This is a genomic window from Amycolatopsis echigonensis, from assembly GCF_014174495.1.
GTDB lineage: Bacteria > Actinomycetota > Actinomycetes > Mycobacteriales > Pseudonocardiaceae > Amycolatopsis > Amycolatopsis echigonensis.
In genome coordinates this window covers 1-14,634 of the sequence record NZ_JACJHR010000091.1, presented here as the reverse complement: position 1 = coordinate 14,634, position 14,634 = coordinate 1, and the positions used below count along the sequence as shown (strand labels likewise).

The 14,634-nt window shown below is 68.6% G+C and carries 16 protein-coding genes, 2 tRNA genes and 1 pseudogene; 3 read left to right on the top strand and 16 right to left on the bottom strand.

The genetic code is table 11. The features are described 5' to 3' along the window. Positions 1–8: 8 nt before the first annotated feature. The 3 genes from orn to H5411_RS39055 all read left to right on the top strand — a co-directional run bounded on the left by orn (position 9) and on the right by H5411_RS39055 (position 1,121). Positions 9–617: an oligoribonuclease gene (orn, locus tag H5411_RS39065; protein WP_101440639.1), complete on the top strand. Its 609-nt coding sequence runs from the start codon at positions 9–11 to the stop codon at positions 615–617. 75 nt (positions 618–692) lie between these two features. Next, a tRNA-His gene (locus H5411_RS39060) sits at positions 693–765 on the top strand. A 283-nt stretch (positions 766–1,048) separates the two neighbouring features. After that, positions 1,049–1,121: transfer RNA gene (locus tag H5411_RS39055), tRNA-Lys, on the top strand. 251 nt (positions 1,122–1,372) lie between these two features. On the opposite strand, the pseudogene H5411_RS49450 reads toward H5411_RS39055, so the two are convergent. From H5411_RS49450 to H5411_RS48090, 16 genes and pseudogenes are all read right to left on the bottom strand, one after another. Further along, positions 1,373–1,873: pseudogene (locus H5411_RS49450) on the bottom strand (site-specific integrase); the annotation flags it as partial. 921 nt (positions 1,874–2,794) lie between these two features. Then, the gene (locus H5411_RS39045; protein ID WP_183126675.1) at positions 2,795–3,019 is read right to left on the bottom strand and encodes a helix-turn-helix domain-containing protein; all 225 of its coding nucleotides are present in this window, start codon (positions 3,017–3,019) and stop codon (positions 2,795–2,797) included. Further along, complete coding sequence (locus H5411_RS39040) at positions 3,016–3,771, bottom strand: DNA-methyltransferase (protein WP_312878702.1); 756 nt, start codon at positions 3,769–3,771, stop codon at positions 3,016–3,018. Before H5411_RS39040 ends, H5411_RS39045 begins: the two co-directional genes overlap by 4 nt. Positions 3,772–3,863: 92 nt before the next feature. Beyond that, a complete protein-coding gene (locus H5411_RS39035) occupies positions 3,864–4,268 on the bottom strand; it encodes a DNA methyltransferase (protein ID WP_183126673.1) in 405 nt (134 codons plus the stop codon). A gap of 268 nt (positions 4,269–4,536) precedes the next feature. Further along, positions 4,537–7,089: a LysM peptidoglycan-binding domain-containing protein gene (locus H5411_RS39030; protein WP_183126672.1), complete on the bottom strand. Its 2,553-nt coding sequence runs from the start codon at positions 7,087–7,089 to the stop codon at positions 4,537–4,539. Positions 7,090–7,106: 17 nt separating this feature from the next. Beyond that, entirely contained in the window at positions 7,107–7,511 is a 405-nt protein-coding gene (locus H5411_RS39025) for a pilus assembly protein TadG-related protein (RefSeq protein WP_183126671.1), read from the bottom strand. After that, positions 7,508–7,945, bottom strand: a complete 438-nt coding sequence (locus tag H5411_RS39020; protein ID WP_183126670.1) for a hypothetical protein — start codon at positions 7,943–7,945, stop codon at positions 7,508–7,510. Before H5411_RS39020 ends, H5411_RS39025 begins: the two co-directional genes overlap by 4 nt. After that, complete coding sequence (locus H5411_RS39015; protein ID WP_246370019.1) at positions 7,942–8,331, bottom strand: hypothetical protein; 390 nt, start codon at positions 8,329–8,331, stop codon at positions 7,942–7,944. Before H5411_RS39015 ends, H5411_RS39020 begins: the two co-directional genes overlap by 4 nt. 1 nt (position 8,332) lies before the next feature. Then, a complete protein-coding gene (locus H5411_RS39010; protein WP_183126669.1) occupies positions 8,333–8,539 on the bottom strand; it encodes a hypothetical protein in 207 nt (68 codons plus the stop codon). Between the two features lie 14 nt (positions 8,540–8,553). After that, positions 8,554–9,381, bottom strand: a complete 828-nt coding sequence (locus tag H5411_RS39005) for a type II secretion system F family protein (protein WP_183126668.1) — start codon at positions 9,379–9,381, stop codon at positions 8,554–8,556. Beyond that, positions 9,378–10,217, bottom strand: coding sequence for a type II secretion system F family protein (locus H5411_RS39000; RefSeq protein WP_183126667.1), 840 nt, complete (start codon positions 10,215–10,217; stop codon positions 9,378–9,380). The genes H5411_RS39005 and H5411_RS39000 overlap by 4 nt, the downstream gene beginning before the upstream one ends. Continuing rightward, positions 10,214–11,584 carry a CpaF family protein gene (locus H5411_RS38995; protein ID WP_183126666.1) on the bottom strand — a complete coding sequence of 457 codons (1,371 nt, stop codon included), beginning with the start codon at positions 11,582–11,584 and terminating at the stop codon, positions 10,214–10,216. Before H5411_RS38995 ends, H5411_RS39000 begins: the two co-directional genes overlap by 4 nt. Continuing rightward, positions 11,574–12,479, bottom strand: coding sequence for a hypothetical protein (locus H5411_RS38990; protein WP_183126665.1), 906 nt, complete (start codon positions 12,477–12,479; stop codon positions 11,574–11,576). The genes H5411_RS38995 and H5411_RS38990 overlap by 11 nt, the downstream gene beginning before the upstream one ends. Position 12,480: 1 nt before the next feature. Then, the gene (locus H5411_RS38985; protein ID WP_183126664.1) at positions 12,481–13,119 is read right to left on the bottom strand and encodes a flagellar biosynthesis protein FlgA; all 639 of its coding nucleotides are present in this window, start codon (positions 13,117–13,119) and stop codon (positions 12,481–12,483) included. A 1-nt stretch (position 13,120) separates the two neighbouring features. After that, positions 13,121–13,735 carry a hypothetical protein gene (locus H5411_RS38980; RefSeq protein WP_246370016.1) on the bottom strand — a complete coding sequence of 205 codons (615 nt, stop codon included), beginning with the start codon at positions 13,733–13,735 and terminating at the stop codon, positions 13,121–13,123. A gap of 254 nt (positions 13,736–13,989) precedes the next feature. After that, positions 13,990–14,562: a hypothetical protein gene (locus H5411_RS48090; protein WP_246370013.1), complete on the bottom strand. Its 573-nt coding sequence runs from the start codon at positions 14,560–14,562 to the stop codon at positions 13,990–13,992. Positions 14,563–14,634: the final 72 nt, after the last annotated feature.

Here is a 14,634-nt window from a genome sequence, read left to right as displayed (position 1 = left end):
TGGTGCGGGTGAACGACCATCTTGTCTGGATCGACTGCGAGATGACGGGGCTGGACCTCGGCAAGGACGCGTTGATCGAAATAGCCGCGCTGGTGACCGACGCCGACCTGAACGTGCTGGGCGAGGGCGTCGACATCGTCATCCACGCCGACGACGCCAAGCTCGACGGCATGCCGCAGGTCGTCCATGACATGCACGCCAAGTCCGGCCTCACCGAAGAAGTCCGCGCCTCGACGACCACGCTCGCCGAGGCCGAGCAGCGCGTGCTGGAGTACATCCGCGAATGGGTCCCGGACCCGGCCAGCGCGCCGCTCGCCGGCAACTCGATCGCCACCGACCGCGCCTTCATCGCCCGCGACATGCCGGAGCTGGACAACCACCTGCACTACCGGATGGTCGACGTGTCGTCGATCAAGGAGCTCGTGCGCCGCTGGTACCCGCGGATCTACTACGCCAAGCCGGAGAAAGGCCTGGCCCACCGCGCGCTCGCGGACATCAAGGAGTCCGTCGGCGAACTCGAGTACTACCGCGCGATCGCCTTCGTCCCCCAGCCCGGCCCGACGAGCGAAGAGGCCAAGGCCGCGGCCGCCGAAGTGCTGGAACGCCACCGAGGGTGACCCCCTGAAAATCGCTCGCGGGCACCCGCTAGGATTGCTTCCAGCAAGGTGATCGCGAGATCTTTTTGCCAGATGGTGGCTATAGCTCAGCTGGTAGAGCACCTGGTTGTGGTCCAGGAGGTCGCGGGTTCGAGCCCCGTTAGCCACCCGTACACCCCGGCTTCACCGAGATCTTTTTCGGCAAAGCCGGGGTTTTGTCATTTCCGGGGTACTGTTGTCGGTGCTGGTGTCGCGCGAGTCACTGCGGTCTCCAGCCTGCCCTAGCCACGGCTGTCTCCGCCGAGGCTGGCCGGGTTCACGGCGGGTCACCACCGCTGACCTGGGCTGTTGTCCAGGCGGAGCGGAAAGGGGACCCCCCTGAAACGGGGCCTGAACGCCCTGCTAATCTTTTCCACGTCGCCGAGGGAAACCACAGCGGCGGGCAGCACCAAGCGCCATTAGCTCAATTGGCAGAGCAGCTGGCTCTTAACCAGCGGGTTCGGGGTTCGAGTCCCTGATGGCGCACCCTCACTCCCCAGGTTCGAGAAGTTTTCGACCTGGGGATTTGTGCTGTCTGGAACCGCTTCTTCCGGTTGCTGTCTGTCCATTGTGGTCTCCTGCGAGCCCGAGGGGAGCCCGAGAGCACGGGCCGGGTGCAGCGCCGTCTTCCGAGGGATGGCTCCGGCGAGTTTGCGGGCGGCGTCGGCGGCGACTTCCTGGGCGACGTTGGTGTAGAGGTCCATCGTCACCTTGATCGAGGAGTGGCGGAGCATGTGCTGGATCACCTTCATGTCCACCCCCGCCCCCAGCGCCAGCGTCGCCGCGCCGTGCCGCAGCCCGTGCAACGTGATCGGCGGAAGACCGGCTTCCCGGATCAGGCGAGCGAACTCGTCCGCGACGTCCGCGGGATGCAGCGGACTGCCGTCGGGGCAGGTGAAGAGCAAGTCGCTCTCGACCCAGTCGCTGCCGAGCCTTGCCTTCGCCTCGTCCTGACTGGCCAGGTGCGCCCGCAGCACCAGCACCGTGTCCGGGTCCAGCGCGACAACACCCTCCGACGACGGGGTCTTGGGCTTGCTCTGCCCCGTTTCCCACCCGTACTGCACGATCTGGTTCGCCACCTCCAGGCTCGCCGCGTCCAGGAACGTGTCCGAACGGCGCTGACCGCAAGCCTCGCCCCGCCGCAGCCCGGTGTAGGCAATCAGATGGAACAACGGATACACCGGATGGTTCACCGCCGAATCGAGGAACTCCCCGGTCTGCTCGCCGGTCCACACCATCACCGGATACGGGACTACCCCGGTCTCCCGCCACAGCGCGACACGTTCCGGCGTCCACAGCTTCGGCCGCGGCCGCACCGCCGGAGGCAACTCCACCAGCTTCGCCACGTTCACCGGCAACAACCCCTCCTTCACCGCAGGACTCAAGATCGCCCGCAACGACTCCCGGATCCGGTGCAGCGACGACGGCCCCACCGGACGCTGCCACTTCACCGCGGCGATCTTGCGCGGATCACCGCTGGCGCGGTACTCCGCGATCACCTCGTTGTGGTCCACGATCGCCTCGAACATCGCGTCCAGATGCCCCACCCGCAGCCGGTCCCGGCGGACCTTCCCCAGATGCGGGCGAAGATAAAGCCGCACATGCGACTCGTACGAGCGGTACATGTTCCGGCTCACCGTGCGCTTCTTCAGCGCCAGGAACGCATCGAACACCTCGTCCATGAACGGATGCTCCAGCACCGGCGCCGCCGCCCGCACCAGCCTCCGCACCGACTCCACCTCCGGCAGCGGCTGCTTCTGCGCGATCACCGTCGCGACAAGGTCGCCGATCTTGCGCAGCGTCTCCTCGTCGTCCTCCTCCGCGATCGCGAGCAAGTCCCGGACACGACCGAGACCGGTCTCGGCGTCCGTCGCGCTCTCGTAGCCTCCGCGCCGACGCGGACGCCGGTTGCCCGCCGCATCAGGCGGCAGCTCGATACGAAAGAACCACTGCCCGTGCCGCTTGTTCCGCAGCTTCGGGCACTCGCCGCCGAACGACTTCCCCTTCGCGTCCCGGCACGAACAACGCCGGAACACCGATCCCTTCGCGACAGGCACTGCTGCTCCCCTCTCGTCTTGGCCATCACCCACCAGGGCGTTTCTCGGGCATCGATACTCGCGCTGCGACCCGCGCCCGGGGAAGCCCGAGCAGGAGCGAGATCACCGCATCAGGTGATCGACGCCCAGCAGCCGCAGCAACCCCGCCGTCGGAACTCGATACATGCCGCCCACCCGCAGAACAGGGCAAGGGAACGAGCCAGTGCGGGCGAGCGCATACGCAGTCGTCCGCCGGATCCGCAGCGCCCGCGCGGCCGTCATCAAATCCACCACCGCCGGCAAGGCCGCGGCTTCAGCCAAAGTCATCCCCGGCACGTCGACAGTCATGGCTGTTCCCCGTCGAGGCCGAGCCGTCGCAACGCCACCCGATGGCTGCCGGGATCGAGGTCGATGCCGATGAAACGGCACCGGTGCTCTCGGGCAGCAAGACCCGTGGTCCCGCTGCCCGAGAACGGGTCCAGCACCGTCCCTCCGGGCCGGCACCCCAGCCGCACGCACCGACGGGCGATCTCTACCGTCCCCACGGCCGGATGCCCCACTCCGCTGCGGCCTGCCGAGACCGTCCAGAGGTCCTGTCCCGCCCAGGTATCGACGGTCTCGCCCAAGTAGGTCTCGCCGGTCTCGCCCAGGTCTCGACGGTCTCGGGTCAACGCGAAGATCGTCTCGTACCGGTGGGAGAACCGGTCCCGGACGCTTTCCGGGCGTGCGTTCGGCTTGTGCCAGACGATCTCCCGCCGCACGACCCAGCCGCGATCTTGCAACGCATGACCGACCCGCCACGGAACCCCGACCAGATCCTTCGCTCGACGCCCTGCCTGCGGCGGACGATGACAGCCGTACGGCGACCGTGACCGCGTCGCTGCGGTACGCGCCGCCGAACCAGCAGCGACATAGTTGCCCCAGGAACCGCCGTAGCTGTCCCCCAAGTTGAGCCACACCAAGCCAGACGGTGCGAGCACGACCGCCAATTCCTCGAACACGCCCGCAAGCCGCTCGACATAGTCGCTCACCCTGGCTTCGGCGCCGATCTGCCCGGCGATCCGATAGTCCCGCAAACCCCAGTACGGTGGCGATGTCACCACACAGTCCACCGACCCGGCCGGCAGGCATCGCAATGCCACAACCGCGTCCTCGCAGTAAAGAGCTACTTGCCCGTCGTCGTGAACCAACATCACGCCGCCGCCTCGGCCTGTTGCACGCGGACAAGCGTGCGCCCCCAGCGATCTGCGGCCGCCCTTGCCTCCGGCCCGTCCGTCAAATCCAAGACGACCCCGCCTTCCGGGCATGCCGCAAGCACAACCCTGTCCGCGAGCGCGGCTCGTCCTGCCAGCAGAACATCACCGCGACTTGGACCCAGCGCTGAGCGAGCTGCCGACAGATCGAAGTAATAGCGTGCTTGCTTCACGAAGAACAGTACAGTTTCGCACTTGCCGTCCTCGATGCCGACGACGACAGCGTTGCGAAGAATCCAGCCGTCATTCTGGAGCACGAACGCGACCCGCCACGGCAGCCCGTCAAGACCACGCGAAGTGCGGCTGTCATCGACGGTGAGCCACGCGGACCCCTCGGGCTTCAAGAGCCGACCTAGTTCTCCCGCGAGGGCCCGCACCTGACGCGCGTGCACTGACGAAGCGGGCAACCGAACAAGACAGCAGTCCACTGAAGCATCAGGAATAGCCGAGATTCCCGCGCTCAATGTCTCTGAGAATTGTTTTTTACTATTCATTCCCGCCTCCGCGTCTGCCGGTAAATCAGACACGGATAATCCGACATAATCTGATACCCTGCGATGACGCCGACAGCAAACCGAACCTGCACCGGTGTCGGCTGCAAGAGACAGTTCGCTAACGGTGCCCGCCCAAAACCGTGCGCAGCAGCTCCGTCGTGTCTGTTTCCAACGGCACGCCGAGCACCTCAGCGCTCTCCTGCAATCTTCCGGCTACTGCGCTCACCGCCGAGCGATTTCCGCTGGCGTGCTCGACGTGAAGCAGATCCCGACTCAGGATTTCGCTTGCGGGTTCAGCGCGGAGTCCCCGCGCGGCTGCTCGGCGAGCCAGCGGGAGGTCACCTGCGTCGCAATACGCGGTCACGAGTGCGTGGGCGACCTCGACGATCTGGTCGATCATGTCGCGTTGGTGCCAGGAACCCCATTCGTAACGGCCTCGCGGAACATTGCTCAAAGGCGTGCCCTCGACCAGGTCGAGCGCTTCTTGCAGTCGGTCGAGCCGCTTATCGCCGGTTGCGGTCGTGACGAGGCGCTGGAATCGGAACCAGTCGCAGAGCACGGTGTCGGCGAGGCGATAACCGCCGTTCTTGGCATCCACATTCGGCAGGTACAGCCCGCCGTCGGGGTCATGGCCGAGCCAGGTGCGCAGGCGAGAGATGTAGCCCTGCCTGGTGGCGGCCGACCATGGCTGGGTCGCAGCACCCAGTTGCTGCGAGATCTCGTCGGCGTGGACGCCCGGGTTGAGGGCCAGGAAAGCGGCCAGTTCGGTGAGGCGGTTGACTTTCTTGCCTTCGACCCGGCTGTAGTCGACGCCGCCCAGCGAGACCGGGCCGAGAAGCCGCAGCTCCGGGACTGCTGGTTCGGGGCCGGTCTCGGCAGGCGTCTCGGGCTCGTCTCGCTCCTCCCGCGCGACGCGGTGGACAGTCTCGGCTGGAACGGGACTGGCGGTCTCGGCGACGTCTCGTGTCTCGTCCTGCTGGAGGCGCTGCAGTGCGACGCGAACGTCGAGTTGGTCCACCGGGGTCGGGCGCTGGCGGAGGTCGAGTTCCCATGCGCCCGGGATGTGCGTGTCCGGACCGGTGCCTGCGACGACGGCGACGATGTCGGCCGCAGCGTCGCTCGTGGCGAGGCGGTCGGCGTCGTCCTGCGCGACGGAACTCGGCACGATCACGACGTGCGGACACCGCTCGGTGGAGTCGGCCAGATGCTCGAGGAGCTCGTCGACGGTCTGATGGTGTTCGATGCCGTCCGTGTCGTCGAGGATGTGTCCGGTACCCACGAGGTCGGCGGTGACGTCTTCCGCCCAGGGCGAGCTGGCGATTTCGAGGGCTATGGCAGCGGCGACCTGCGCGATCTCCTCCGGTTCTCCGTCGAGCAGGAGTGCACCGACGTGGTCGAGGCCCAGAAGGATCAGGTTGCCGTCCGGGTCGTGGCCGAGGCCGGTCAGAAACGGGTATGGAGCGTCTCTGTCCACATGTCCCGGCGGGACTGGATCGGCCAATCGCCATTCTGTGCTGGTCGCGGTGGCGGTGAACGGCGCGATCGGTTCCGCAGGCTCGTCCAGAACGACGGTCGTGTCCTTGCTACCGAGCCGGACCATCCGGATTCCCGGCAGCTTGCTCCCCTCGCTCTCGGCGTGATGGGCGAGCTGGCGCAAAGCGCGGTCCAGGCTGGCGATCGGGTCCGTCTCCGCTCCTCCCAGGTCGCGCCTGCGGGCTGCGCGGAGCCGGCGGATACCGACTGCGCTCAGCACAGCTGCCGCCGCCAGTCCGGCGGCTCCCGCGATGACGAGCGGCGTGTTGACGGCCGGGCCGGATGGCGGGGCTGGCTGTGCGCCGCTCTCCTGCTTCGCAGCGGGCTCCGGGAGAGGGCTGGTCACCGGGGGAGGCGGTGCCGGGGGCTCTGGTTGTGGTGGCCGCGGTGCGGGGACGGCGGGCGGCGCAGTCGGCAACTGCAGCGTGTCGCCCGCTCGGATCAAGTCCGGATTGTGCACGTTCTTGTTGAGCCGCAGGATTTCTTGGTACCGGCCCGCGTTGCCGAGCCGGTCACGGGCGATCGAGGTCAGGGTTTCGCCTCGCTGCACGCGGTATCCCCCGGCCAGCGTCTTCGCAGGGAGGTCGAGGCGCCATCCCGGTTTGATCAATGCGACGTCGCGGAGGGTTTCCCCGTCCGGTTGGCGGCGAGCATGGTTGAGGGCGTAGATCTCGGTGTAGCGGCGTTCGTCGCCGAGCTGTTCGGCGGCGATGCGCATCAGGCTGTCGCCGGGCCGCACGACGTAGGGAGCCGCTGACGAAGCGGCAGGTGGCTCTGCGGCCGCAGCGACAGTGGCGGTCCCGATCATCAGCAGCAATACTCCGGCGACAAGCTTCCGCGCCCAGCCGATCCCAGCTAGCCGACGCACCGGCAGTCCGCGAAGGCGGCCGGTCGTTTCGACGAGCACCGCGGCAGCGAGCTGCAACCAGGCAACGACGCCAGCGAACGCCAGCAGGGTCAGAAAGACCTGGCCGCTGTCGCGCGTGAGGAGGGCGACCCACACGTCCGCGAAGGTGTGCATGTGATTCGGGAGCAGGACGTCGCGGAACGTCCAGAAGACGATCGGCGGCCCGGCGAGAATCGCGGCCAGGGCGAGCAGTCCGCCGAGGAACCGGACGATGCTGGTGACGGAACGCATGATCGACTCCTTCGTGGTCAGTCGGCGGAAACCAGGCCGGCCGCACCGTGGCCGTGGACGACGATTTCGGAGATCCCGAGAGCGCCGAGGAAAACGGTGCGGAGGGAGTCGGTTGTCTCCACGGCGATGTGGTCGGTCCGGACCTGCACGGTTCCCGTCATGCCAGCTGCCGTGAGATACCGTTTGGCTGCGGCCGCAGCTTCGTCCGGGTCGACGTGCGCGGCGCCTCCGGTGGCGAGCGCGTGCGGGTCGAGGGCTTGGCCGCCGGCGCGGGCGGCTTCTTCGGCGACGGCGGTGGCCCGTGATGCGGCGAGTGCTTTTCGGGAGCCGTCGACGGCGAGGCCGATGGCGATGGTCAGGGCGAGGCTGAGTCCAAGGATCAGCACGGAGATGGAGCCGCGTTCGTCGCGGAACAGGTTCATCGGCGGGCTCCGTATCGGTCGATCGGCGACTGGAAAGCCGCCTCGATCGGTCTGGTTCCGGCCAGTCCGGGGAGGAGGTCGGCGAGCGGGACGTCGCAGCGGACGCGCGCGGTGACGGTGCCGTTGTTGCCTGCGGGGCGTGCGAACTCGCTGGCGTCGACGTCGACGGTCAGGCGGGTGCAGGTGATGGACTGCTCCGCGAGTACGGCGCGGGACTGTTGCTCGGCCGCGACCGCTGCTGTCCGGCCGTCGTGGGCCAGCGACGCTTGACGAGCGGCTGCCCGTGCAGCGGCGTCAACCGCAGATTGAGCCGTCTCGACGCGCATGCCGAGCAGTCCGAGACCGAGGAGCGCGATAAGGGCGGAGACGCCGATGACGGCTTCGATGTTCATGTCGCCGCGCTCTGCGCGCAGTTCGGCGAGCCGGGTGGTCATGGCTGGATCCGCTCGATCGGCGCGGCGGCGGTCTGGCTGATCCGCACGCTCAGGAACGGCACGAAGGATGCGACCTCGGCGTTGACCGTTACCCGCACGAGGTTGCCGTCCGAGTGCCCGTCGGCGTCCACATGCGACAGCCAGGTACCGGTGGCGTCGCGGGCATAGGCGGCGGCCTGCTGAGCCGCTCCGGTCACGTCGACGGGTGGGATGCGGGCATGGTCGGCGCCGTCCCGGGCGGCCTCCAGCGCGATCGTGCGGCCGAGGAAAACGGCAACGAGCTGGAACACGGTCAGGGCGGCGATGATCAGGGTGCTGATGATCAGGACTGCGGTGATCGTGTCGTCGCCCCGCTCCCCTGTTCGCAGTTGTGCGATGCAGTTCATGTCAGTGTCCGCCGATAAGGGGGATCTTGCCGTTGACGTAGGCGGTGATCGCGCCGGCGATGAGCGTGGCGATGCCGACGGCGAGGGCGGCGTAGAGCGCTTTGGTGATGTTCTCGTCGCCGCGTTCGGGGTCGCGGCGGAACTCCTTCAGCCGAGCGGAAAGCAGCCCGTGCGCGAACAGGCAAAAGGTCAGGACGAAGCGGGGCATGACGGGTTCCTTCCTTAGGTGGTGAGCATGGTGGCGACGCCGGGGAAGGCGAGGAAGACGACGAAAGCGAGTCCGAGCAGGGCAAGCGGGAGGTCCATCCGGTCGGAACGCACCGCCGCGCCGGTTTTGCGTTCGGCTGACAGTTGCTGCTCGATGGAGTCGGCCTTGGCGCGCAGCGAGCTGACGATGCTCGCGCCGTCGTGACCGGCGCTGGCGACGACGTGGGTCAGGTCGTTCAGTTCGCGGACGCCGGTCGCGGCGCCGAGTCGTTGCAGGCCGTCCCAGGGCATGTCGCCGAGCAGGGCGGCCTCGTCCATTGCGTCGCGGATGCGGCGGAAGGTCCAGCCGTCGCCCAAGCTTGCGGGGTAACGGAGTGCCTCGACCGGGCCGCGGTCGCCGGCCCTGCCGAGTGCGACGAGGCGGCAGTAGCACGCCAGCGCGCCGCGCAGTTCGGTCCGTGCGCGCGCGACCTTCGATTTGAGGTTCGCGGCCGGGAGCATCCAGCCGATCGCGGCCGTGGCCAGCGACAGCGCGCCGGTGAGGACCAGGGGCGGGGCCACGTCGCCAAGCGCGAAAACGGAGGCGAGCAGCGGAACCCAGAGCGCACCGACCGCCGCGTACACGACCCGTTGCAGGATAAAGGATTCCGGCTTCTGCCCCACCAGCTCCAGGTTGCTGAGAGGGGCAGAGAGCAAGGCGAACCGCGCTGGCACGGACTTCGGGCCGGCGTCGCCGACGACGTCGGCCAGCCTCGGTCGAGTCCGGACGAATGCCGCAGCTACCGTCGTCACGCCGCTCGCGAAACCGACGGACAGGAGGATCAGGAGTGCGAGATCGGTCATGGCCGTGCTCCCTCGCGCAGAAACCGTGGCGGTTTCGGTTCAACGCCAAGCCGGTGCAGCCACACGACTGCCGCGGCTACTAGTCCCAGAACGACGGCAAGCACCGCTTGGCCGCCGACGGTGTTGTAGACGCCGGTGTAGGTCGTTCCGCCGAGCAGCGCGAAGCCGAGGAACATCAGGGCCCAGATGCCGAGGAGGACGCGCGCGGTCGAGCGCCGCCGGGACCGGTCGACCTCCGCGGTGCGGCGCGCGCGGACTTCGTCGGATACCTGGCGTGCCAGGGTGGTGAGGAGTTCGGCCGCGCCTGCTCCGTAGTGGTGTGCCACGCACAGTCCTGCAACGGCGATGTCTCCGACCCGGTCGTCGAGGTCGTCGGCGAACCCCAGCAGGGCTGGACGGAACTCCCAGAACCGCAACCGTTGCGCGAGGGTGCGTACCTCGGAGGCGATCTCCGGCGGTGCTTCGCGGACGGATGCTTGGATCGCGCTGGTCAGGCCGATGTGGCCGGGGCCGAGCAGGTCGGCGAGGCGGCGGAGCCAGGTCTCGATCGCCTCGAGTCGAGCGATCCTCGCGGCTGACACGCGACCGGCCGAGACGAGCCAGGGCAGGAAGATCACGGCTGCGGCACCGCCGACGCCGACGACCGGCCATCCCGAGACCAGCCACAGCACACCCCCGGCGCCGACGGCGGCCAGATGCCGTCGGGTGAACCGCAGGCGGTGCAGATGACACGGCCGCGCGGCGCGGTCTGTGGTCGTTCCGAGGAAACCGGCTAACACCGTGGCCAGCCCAGCGGCGAATCCGAGACCCGTGAGTGCGACGAGCAGTTCGCTCATGACGCCCGCCTTTCAACCGGGAGAACCCAGTCGCCGTCGCCGTTGGCGGTGAGCCAGTTCCGGTCGAAGCCGCAGGCTTCGAGATCAGCGATGTCGGTCGGGAGGTTCCCGGTCGGGACCGCGCGGGACGCTCCGGTCGGCCGGCGGAAGAGGTGGGTGCGGGCCGGGTGCCCGTGCTCTCCCGGTTCGACCGCGACGATCTCCGACACCGACCGGTCAAGTGCGCCGCCATGGGCAGCGAGGTCGACGTGGACGATCAGGTCCACCGACTGCGCAACCATGTCGCGCGCGAACTCGGGCGTCCACGCGGAATTCGCGTCCAGGCACAACAACGCCATCCGCTGGATCGCCTGGTCCGCGCTGCGAGCGTGCACAGTGGACAGAGATCCGGCACCGCCTGAAGACAGGGCGTTGAGCATTGGGACGATCTCTTTGCCGCGGACTTCGCCCACGACGATCCGGGCTGTGTGCATGCGCAGGGCCTGCCACACGAGTTGCATCAGCGTGACGCCACCGGCTGGGCGACCGTTCTCGACGTGCTCGGCGTTTCCTTGTTGCTCTTCGAAGGCCACCACTGCCGGGAATCGGTCGCGGTGCCGGTGCAGGCCGAGTTCGAACTCGGTCTCCAGGGTCGCGAACCGTTCGGTCGGCGGGATCTCCCAGCACAGGCCGCGCAACAGCGTCGTCTTGCCGGCCTTCTGTCGTCCGCTGATCACGATGTTCTTCTCCGCACGGACTGCAGCGCGGAGCAACGCCAACTGGGCGGTGGAGATCATCCCGCGGGCGCGCAGCGCCTCAAGGTCGGCTGCGCCGAGCCGGTGGCGGCGGATCGAGACGTGCGGCCGGTCGGTGACGCCGACGGTCGCGGCAAGGCGTTCGCCGCCGGGCAGTTCCATGTTCAGCAGCGGATGTGTCGCGTTGATCGCGTGCTCGGTCCGGCCGTGGCGTGCGGCGATCCGTTGCAGCCAGCGGATCAGCGCGTCGTCGGTGGGCGCGATCCGCGGTCCGCGCATAACGCGGCCGTCGCTGTAGGACAGCCACGCGGCGTCGTTGCCGATCACGTCGATGTTCTCGATCGCGTCGTCCGCAAGCAGGGGTTCGAGACGGCCGAGGCCGAACATCTCCGCCATGACGGCCTGCCGGATCGCCCAATCCTGGTCCTGGTCCGGGAGCGGCCTGCCGCGTGCTACCCACTCTTTTCCGACGTCGCTCAGTACTGCGTCGAGCAGGTCTCCGGCGATCGCTCGCTCGTCGGCGGGAGCGTGGCTTCCGTGTCGCAACGCGTCCTGGACGCGTGGAGCCAAGCGTTCCTGCACCAGGTCGACCAGTTCGTCGGCACCCTCGAACATCTCCGCGTCACCCGGCATCGTCTGGCTCCTCACCGTGATTCGGCCTCGGCACCGGAAGCGGCCGCGCCGCAGGCACCGGAGCCATGCGCACCGACGGAGGTCCGGGGCGGGGCGGGAACCGTACGACGTTAGTGGAGCGCAACAGGGCTTTCCGGGTCGACGCTCGCCTCCCCAGTTCCTGTGCGACCGCGCGACTCGACGACACCAGCGCGGAGGAAGCGAACCGCCGCGTCGGGCGGAACAGGTTGGCGAACTGCGCGGCCGCAGCAGGATCCTTCGCCAGTACTCCCGCCAACGGCACCCCGTGCGCCGCGAACACTTTCGCGATCTCTGCAGGAGGAAAGCCCTGGGACGCTCCGGGATCGGCAGGGACGACCACCGCGACGAGACTGCCGTCGCCGAACGCGGTGAGCCCGGCTTCGCGCTGGATGAGCTCGAACGAGCGCACCGCGCGGGCCAGCGAATGGCGGTCGTTCCGGAGAATCAACACGACCAGGTCCGAGGCGGCCATGACCGCGCGCGGCGCGCCCTGTGCCCGGATCCGACCGCAATCGACCAGGACGTCGACTGTCTTGAACTCGCGGAACAGCCCCGCGAGCGAGGTCCAGGGAACTCCGTCGGATTCCAGCGGGCCGCGGCATCCTGGCAGCAGATGGTGGCGGCCGGTTCCGTCCGGCAAGGTGACAAGCTGCGCCGACATGGCGTGGTGCAGCGGAGTCTTGCGGGCGGCCACCGTCAACTCGAGGAGTCCGCGACGGCCGAGCGCGCCGTCCGGGTCGAACACCGCCAGGGCGTGTCCACCGATGGGATCTGCCTCGACGGCGACGGCATCGTGCGGCCACGACCAGGTGAGGGCCAGCACCGCTGTGGTGACGCCGGGGCTTCCGGCCAACGAGAAAAACGAGATCAGCATGTCACCCAGCTCCCATCGGAAGCATGATCAGCACCACAGCGCTGGCGGCGGCTTTGGCCGCGAGGCGAGGCCCGTCCGCAGCGGGCACGACGACGTCGACCACGCGGATTCCGCTGGCGTCAGGCGTACCGACTCGCAGCACGCTCGCGCGGACGGGCTGCCAGTCGTCGGCCTCGGCGGAGACCAGCAGGACCGGTGACCGGGTGGTCGGTGCGCCTCCTGGCATCTGCCCGGCCTTGAACGGGACACCGACGAGCTGCTGCCCGACGACGGGAAGCGACGGACCTTCGACTTGGCTTCGCGTCACCAGGTTGCCGACAACGAGATCCGAGGTCGCGGGTTTGCCGACGATCTGCGCGCGTTCGTCCCACGGAATCGGATCGAGCCCCGGGGTCGGGTGGACCTCGACCTCTCGCAAGGCAGCCTCGGTCACCGCCTCGCCGAAGCGAACCGGCGCGGCGACGCCGACTGCCGCGATCGTGTCGCTGGTCGATCGGAAGACTGCGACGGTTCCGACGGCGCACACCGCCGAGAGCACCACGCCGACGAGGATCAGCAGCTTCGACCGGTGTCGCCGCGGCGGGTGCAGAGGCGTCGGGGCCGGTGGTGCCGGACGGTCCGGCACGGACTTGACGGTCATCTCAGCCTCCCCGGACGTGGGTGTTGAGAGTGCGGATCTCCCGGACGGCCAGCTGTGCCCGGGACGTGAGGTCCATCGAGTCGGTCCCTCCCTGCCCTGCCCCGGACCAGCGGATCCGCCAGTGCCCGGTCGCGGAGATAGAGAACCCCGGCGAGGACGATCGCGAGTAGACGTGTCCGCAGGTCGGAGACGGTCGGCCAGCCTGGTCGTCGGCGAACGGCGTGCCCGGGCCTGCGCAGGTGACTACCGCGCCGTCGCCCATCGCCCACGTAACCGACTCGAGTGCGGCGGTCACGGTCACCGAGATCCCGCCGGCGGATGCCGTCTTCGAGATCGGACCGGTCGTCGCCGGGCGACGGGCCGTCCACATCCAGACGGGGAAGCCGACGGTCGCGCCGTGCGGCGAATCCCCCGGCGGCGCGAGCCGGATATCAGGAGCCTCGAGTCCCAGTTCGGCGATCGCCTGCTGGGCCAGTTCCGCCGGCGAAACCTGCGGAGCGGCGGCGGGCTGACCGTTGGGGGCGAACACGACCCGCGGCCAGGGCAGCGCCGCACCGTCGCCTTGGCACATCTGGAACTTCAACGACCCCTCGTGCGGGTCGTGCCCGCCCCACATCGGGTCTCCCGGAGGCGGCTGCTGAGCCCACGGTCGCTCGACGCACGTGAACTTCGGCTGCGGCGTTTGCCCTCCGGTGCCGGGTGGTGGAGGGCTTGGCGCGGGAGCAGGACCTCCTGGACGGCCAGGGTCGGTCGCGGCGACCCAGCAGCGTCCGCGGGTACCGGTCGAAGTACACCCGCCCTCTTGCCCGTCGGCCGGCGTCGGAAGGAGGATCAGCAGCAGAATCACGCCGATTGCGGCGTCAGCGCGGCTCAGCATGGCTGGTCCACATGCGGTCGCACGATCTGCACCAACCACCGGTACGGCGCCGGATACCGGACCACCTCGGCTTCCAACCGATAACGCCGAGGCTGCCGTGGATTGTCGAGGTGTTTGCCCGTCTCCCCTACCCGATCGCTGACCAGGTGTTCCTCGGAGGCGTCCAGGCAGTCGTCGATCACGACGCGAGCCGGCTCGGCCACGCTGACCGAGCGCACCGAGGGAGCCCGGTGATACTGCCCGACCGAATGAGCAGGCACCGAAGCCAAGTTCGCCAGCTCGTCGACGAACGACGTGAGGGCGGGGTCTGCCATGAGCCGGGTCAGCGCCGGACGCCAGTCCTGGGACCGGGGAGCCGCTTCTGCTTGCTCGCTCAGTTCCCAGTACTGGCGGTAGACCGCCAACGCCTTCGGGGCGATCTCGTGTTCCGGGGTGGGGATCCAGGGAGACGAGGTCGCGGCGGCCGAGGATGGTGCCGGAGGCGGCGGGGGTGCGGCGTTGGAGCATCCGGTTAGCACGACGCTCACCAGCACCAGTCCGACAGCCGGGTACCTGAGCTGAGTCATCAGGGCCTCCATGGGACAGGCGGCGGGGCGAGCCCGGGCGGCCCGCCCCACCCCGGCGGGCAAAGGCCGGCC

What these genes read in the sequence shown, in the direction of transcription:
- H5411_RS39025 (WP_183126671.1), bottom strand. Translation starts at nt 7,511, where the DNA reads ATGAACCTGTTCCGCGACGAACGCGGCTCCATCTCCGTGCTGATCCTT.
- H5411_RS38990 (WP_183126665.1), bottom strand. Translation starts at nt 12,479, where the DNA reads ATGCTGATCTCGTTTTTCTCGTTGGCCGGAAGCCCCGGCGTCACCACA.
- H5411_RS38985 (WP_183126664.1), bottom strand. Translation starts at nt 13,119, where the DNA reads ATGACCGTCAAGTCCGTGCCGGACCGTCCGGCACCACCGGCCCCGACG.
- H5411_RS38980 (WP_246370016.1), bottom strand. Translation starts at nt 13,735, where the DNA reads ATGTGGGGCGGGCACGACCCGCACGAGGGGTCGTTGAAGTTCCAGATG.
- H5411_RS48090 (WP_246370013.1), bottom strand. Translation starts at nt 14,562, where the DNA reads ATGACTCAGCTCAGGTACCCGGCTGTCGGACTGGTGCTGGTGAGCGTC.
- H5411_RS38995 (WP_183126666.1), bottom strand. Translation starts at nt 11,584, where the DNA reads ATGCCGGGTGACGCGGAGATGTTCGAGGGTGCCGACGAACTGGTCGAC.
- H5411_RS39015 (WP_246370019.1), bottom strand. Translation starts at nt 8,331, where the DNA reads ATGAACTGCATCGCACAACTGCGAACAGGGGAGCGGGGCGACGACACG.
- H5411_RS39010 (WP_183126669.1), bottom strand. Translation starts at nt 8,539, where the DNA reads ATGCCCCGCTTCGTCCTGACCTTTTGCCTGTTCGCGCACGGGCTGCTT.
- H5411_RS39045 (WP_183126675.1), bottom strand. Translation starts at nt 3,019, where the DNA reads ATGACTGTCGACGTGCCGGGGATGACTTTGGCTGAAGCCGCGGCCTTG.
- H5411_RS39030 (WP_183126672.1), bottom strand. Translation starts at nt 7,089, where the DNA reads ATGCGTTCCGTCACCAGCATCGTCCGGTTCCTCGGCGGACTGCTCGCC.
- H5411_RS39005 (WP_183126668.1), bottom strand. Translation starts at nt 9,381, where the DNA reads ATGACCGATCTCGCACTCCTGATCCTCCTGTCCGTCGGTTTCGCGAGC.
- H5411_RS39000 (WP_183126667.1), bottom strand. Translation starts at nt 10,217, where the DNA reads ATGAGCGAACTGCTCGTCGCACTCACGGGTCTCGGATTCGCCGCTGGG.
- H5411_RS39020 (WP_183126670.1), bottom strand. Translation starts at nt 7,945, where the DNA reads ATGACCACCCGGCTCGCCGAACTGCGCGCAGAGCGCGGCGACATGAAC.